Raw genomic sequence first — 3853 nt, 5'->3', positions numbered from 1 at the left:
GGTAAGGGCAGGGGCTGCGACGGGCGCTGCCTGCTGCGGGCCCCTTGCTTGATCGCCGCTCTGCGCATCCTGCAAACTCGGCGCGTGCTGCCCGCCGCCACCGCCCCACTGGACCGCCTGCTGCCGGGTGCCATCGCCCGCCACCGGCACCGGGGTGCTTATGCGGCGCTGGTGCTCGAGGGCCGCTACGTCGAAGCCGGCGAGTGCGGCCGCTGGCAGGTCGAGCCGGGCGACGTGCTGGTGCATCCGGCCTTCAGCATCCACGCCAACTGGGTGGCGCGCAGTGGCGCATGCGTCGTCAACCTGCCGCTGCGCGGCGCCGGGTGCTGGCCGCCGGCGTTCCGCGCGCGCGACCCGCAACGCCTGCTCGAGCTGGCCGAAAGCGCGGAACCGGTGGCGCTGACGGACCACGCCGACGCCCTGCCAGCGTTGCAGCAGGACTGGCCCGACGCGCTGGCTGCCGCACTGCGCGCCGACACCGGCCTGCGGCTGAACACCTGGTGCCGGGACGCCGGGCTGGCGCCGGCGACGCTGAGCCGCGGCTTTGCGGCGGCCTACGGCGTGACGCCGGCCCGCTACCGGGCGGACGTGCGCCTGGCGCGCGCGCTGGCGCGGCTGCAAGGGCCCGAGCCGCTGGTGGACGTGGCGCTGGCGCTCGGGTTTGCCGACCAGGCGCACCTGAGCCGGGCGGTGCGCGCCGCCACCGGCGCGACGCCCGGCCAGCTGCGCAGGTCAAATCCGTTCAAGACCCGGCCCGCCGCCCCGCTCTAGCCTCCGGGGCTCCGCTTTGCCTGTCGAGGGGCCGCATGTCCAACCGTTTGCCGGGGCTCGTCGCCCTGTTCGTGGCCCTGGCCCCCGCCGTCGTCGGGGCCGCCGCGCCCGCCAGCGCCACGCTGAGCGCGGCCGAGAACGCCGTGCTGCAGGCCGACGGCCCGCGTGCGCTGGCGCTGCTGGGCGCGCTGCACCCGGCCACCGCGGCCGAGGCGCGCAAACGCGTCTGCATGGCAGCGCGGCTGCAGGACCGGCCGTCGTTCCCGGCGGCGCGCATCACCGGCCACCCGCTGCCCGACGCCGTGCTGCGCGCCTACCGCCGCTACTGGAGCGCCGCGATGACGCCGGCGCACCGGGCGGCGGCCGAGAAGGCGCTGTTCGGCCAGCTGCGGCGCCTGACCGGCCAGCGTGCCGCGGCCACGCGCGACGAGGTGCTGGACGCGGTGTCGGCGCGGCTGGCCGCGCTGGGGCTGCACAACCGGCTGGGCCGCACGGCCGAGCTGTACGACCTGCTGCTGTACTTCCGCGAAGACGAGCGCCGGTACCCCGTGCTGCTGCCCGACGGCCAGCGCGAGACGGTGCGCGTGTTCCTGATGCGCGACCTGGTGAGCGGCGGCTGGGCCCGGCATCTGAACTGCGGCGGCCCGGGCACCGGCGGCTTCGCCACCGACGAGGGCCTGTACGCCGTTGCCGACGCCTACGACCTGGACGACGAGTCGTTCCGCGTCAACTTCCTGGCGCACGAGTCACAGCATTACGCCGACTACAAGCGGCTGCCCGGGCTGGAGGGGCCGGAGCTGGAGTACCGCGCCAAGCTGGTGGAGCTGGCGCTGGCCGAGCAGACGCTGATGAAGACCGTGCGGGCCTTCGTGGACAACCAAGGTGACGAACGGGCCAATCCGCATGGGTGGGCGAACAAGAGGGTGGTGGGGGCGCTGGTGGAGCGGCTGGAGCTGGCGGCGCCGGAGCGCCTGGTGGATGCGGCGCCTGACGACATACGGGCGGCGGCGACGGCGCTGCTGCTGAAGGACAACGCGGAGCGGGGCGTTCCGCCCGCCGGGCCGTAGCCGGACCGAACGGCCGTCTCCGGCCGCCGCGTCAACCGGCGCGGCCCGGTGCCGAAGCCGCCGTCAGGTAGCCCATCAGCACCTGCACGATGGCGTCTTCCACCGCGTCGGCCGGGAACATCGCCGGCGGGTCGATCGCAGCCGCGTGCACCAGCGACTCCATGGTCTGCAGCAGCATCCAGGTCGCCAGGTCCAGGTCGGCGGGCGTGATCTCGGCGCGGTGCGCCTGCAGCAGCTGGCGCACCTGGTGGTAGATGCCGCCGTCGGCCGCGCTCTGCTCGCGCGGCGCGTCGAAGAAGGGGAACTCCTTCTCCAGCACGCGGTGCAGCTCCGGCGCCACCCGGTGCGCGGCCAGCAGCGCACGCACCATCGCCTGCACGTGGCCGCGCAGGCCGTCGGGCCGCTCGGCGGCCAGCACCGCGGCGATGGCGGCGTACATCTGCGCGCCGTGGCGCTCGTGCAGCGCAGCGACCAGCGAGTCCTTGTGCGGGAAGTACTGATAGACCGACCCGACGCTGACGCCCGCACGCTCGGCCACCACGTTGGTGTTGGTGCCGGCGTAGCCGCGCTCGGCCAGAACGCGAGCCGTGGCCTCCAGGATCGCCTCGACCATGGCCTGCGAGCGGGCCTGGCGCGGCGCCTTGCGAGGCTGCGGCAGCGCGCGCGCGGCGGACGGGGAACGCGAGTTTTCAATGCGAGCCATGACTCATATTCTCATCAATACCTGAGTTTTTACTCGCATCGAGAGCCGAAGCCATGTCTTCTTCCCGTTTGCCCCACGCGGGGCAGGTGCCGGCCGCCGCGCCGCCGGCCCGGGTCTTCGTCAAGCTGCTGCCGCTGACGCTGGCCGTGTTCGTCGCCTTCCTCACCATCGGCCTGCCGCTGCCCGTGCTGCCGCTGCACCTGGGCCGGCACCTGGGGCTGGGCACGCTGGGCGTCGGCGTGCTGATCGGCAGCCAGTTCGCCGCGGCGCTGCTGTCGCGCGCCTGGGCCGGCAACCTGGCCGACACCCGGGGCGCCAGGCGCGCGGTGCTGTCGGGCATGCTGGTCGCCGCCGCGTCCGGCGTCGACTACCTCGTGTCCCTGGCCTTCGGCAGCGGCCAGGCGGCGGTGTGGACGCTGCTGGCCGGCCGGCTGCTGCTGGGCTGCGCCGAGAGCCTGATCGTCACCGGCGCGCTGGGCTGGGGCGTCGGCATGGTCGGGCCGCAGAACGCCGGCAAGGTCATGGCCTGGATCGGCATCGCGATGTACGGCGCCTACGCGGCCGGCGCGCCCGCCGGCGTGGCCGTCGACGCGCTCTGGGGCTTTGCCGGCATCGCCGTGGCGACGGCCGTCATCCCCCTGGTGGCGCTGGCCGTCGTGGCCGCGCTGCCGGGCACGCCCGCGCCGGCGCACCAGCGCACCCCGTTCTACAAGGTGCTGGGCGCGGTGTGGGTGCCGGGCCTCGGGCTGGCGCTGTCCAGCGTCGGCTTTGGCGTCATCACCACCTTTGTGGCGCTGCTGTTCGCCGAGCGCGGCTGGGGGCCGGCGTCGGTGGCGTTCACCGCGTTCGGGCTGGCCTTCATCGGCGCGCGGCTGTTCTTCGGCCACCTGCCCGACAAGCTGGGCGGCGCACGCGTGGCGCTGGCCTGCGTGCTGGTCGAGGTGCTGGGGCAGTTGCTGATCTGGGGCGCCGACGGCGTGGCCGCGGCGGCTGCAGGCGCCGCGCTGACTGGCTTCGGCTACTCGCTGGCGTTCCCGGCCTTCGGGGTGGAAGCCGTGCGGCGCGCGCCCCCGCAGGCGCGCGGCGTGGCGATGGGGGCCTACGTCGCCTTCCTGGACATCTCTCTGGGCCTCACCGGCCCCGCGGCCGGCCTCGTCGCCGGCGCGGCCGGGGTGGCGGCCATCTACCTGGCCGAACAGGTCGCCCGCGTCGGGCGGCTGATCGAGGGTTACCAGTCTTCGTACGGCATGGAACTGCTGGCCTCCGTCCACTGGGTCGCCACGCGCGAGGATGGCGTCACGTCGTCCGATGA

4 protein-coding genes are annotated in these 3853 nt (G+C 74.5%); 3 read left to right on the top strand and 1 reads right to left on the bottom strand.

Features of this window, described 5'->3' with window-relative positions:
* Window positions 1-771: helix-turn-helix domain-containing protein (locus CKO43_RS25110; protein WP_207185219.1), on the top strand; the 771-nt coding region annotated here is incomplete at its 5' end.
* A gap of 35 nt (window positions 772-806) precedes the next feature.
* Window positions 807-1838, top strand: a complete 1032-nt coding sequence (locus CKO43_RS25105) for a hypothetical protein (RefSeq protein WP_200380375.1) — start codon at window positions 807-809, stop codon at window positions 1836-1838.
* Between the two features lie 31 nt (window positions 1839-1869).
* Here the strand turns inward: CKO43_RS25105 and CKO43_RS25100 are convergent, their stop codons facing one another.
* Window positions 1870-2541, bottom strand: a complete 672-nt coding sequence (locus CKO43_RS25100) for a TetR/AcrR family transcriptional regulator (protein ID WP_200380374.1) — start codon at window positions 2539-2541, stop codon at window positions 1870-1872.
* 53 nt (window positions 2542-2594) lie between these two features.
* Here CKO43_RS25100 and CKO43_RS25095 point away from each other — a divergent pair.
* The coding region (locus tag CKO43_RS25095) for an arabinose transporter (RefSeq protein WP_200380373.1) at window positions 2595-3853 on the top strand (1259 nt) is incomplete at its 3' end.

The organism is Rubrivivax gelatinosus (assembly GCF_016583785.1).
GTDB lineage: Bacteria > Pseudomonadota > Gammaproteobacteria > Burkholderiales > Burkholderiaceae_C > Rubrivivax > Rubrivivax gelatinosus_B.
Note: the sequence above shows the minus strand (reverse complement) of the source record. Positions and strands in the feature narration are given on the sequence as shown.

What these genes read in the sequence shown, in the direction of transcription:
- CKO43_RS25105 (WP_200380375.1), top strand. Translation starts at nt 807, where the DNA reads ATGTCCAACCGTTTGCCGGGGCTCGTCGCCCTGTTCGTGGCCCTGGCC.
- CKO43_RS25100 (WP_200380374.1), bottom strand. Translation starts at nt 2,541, where the DNA reads ATGGCTCGCATTGAAAACTCGCGTTCCCCGTCCGCCGCGCGCGCGCTG.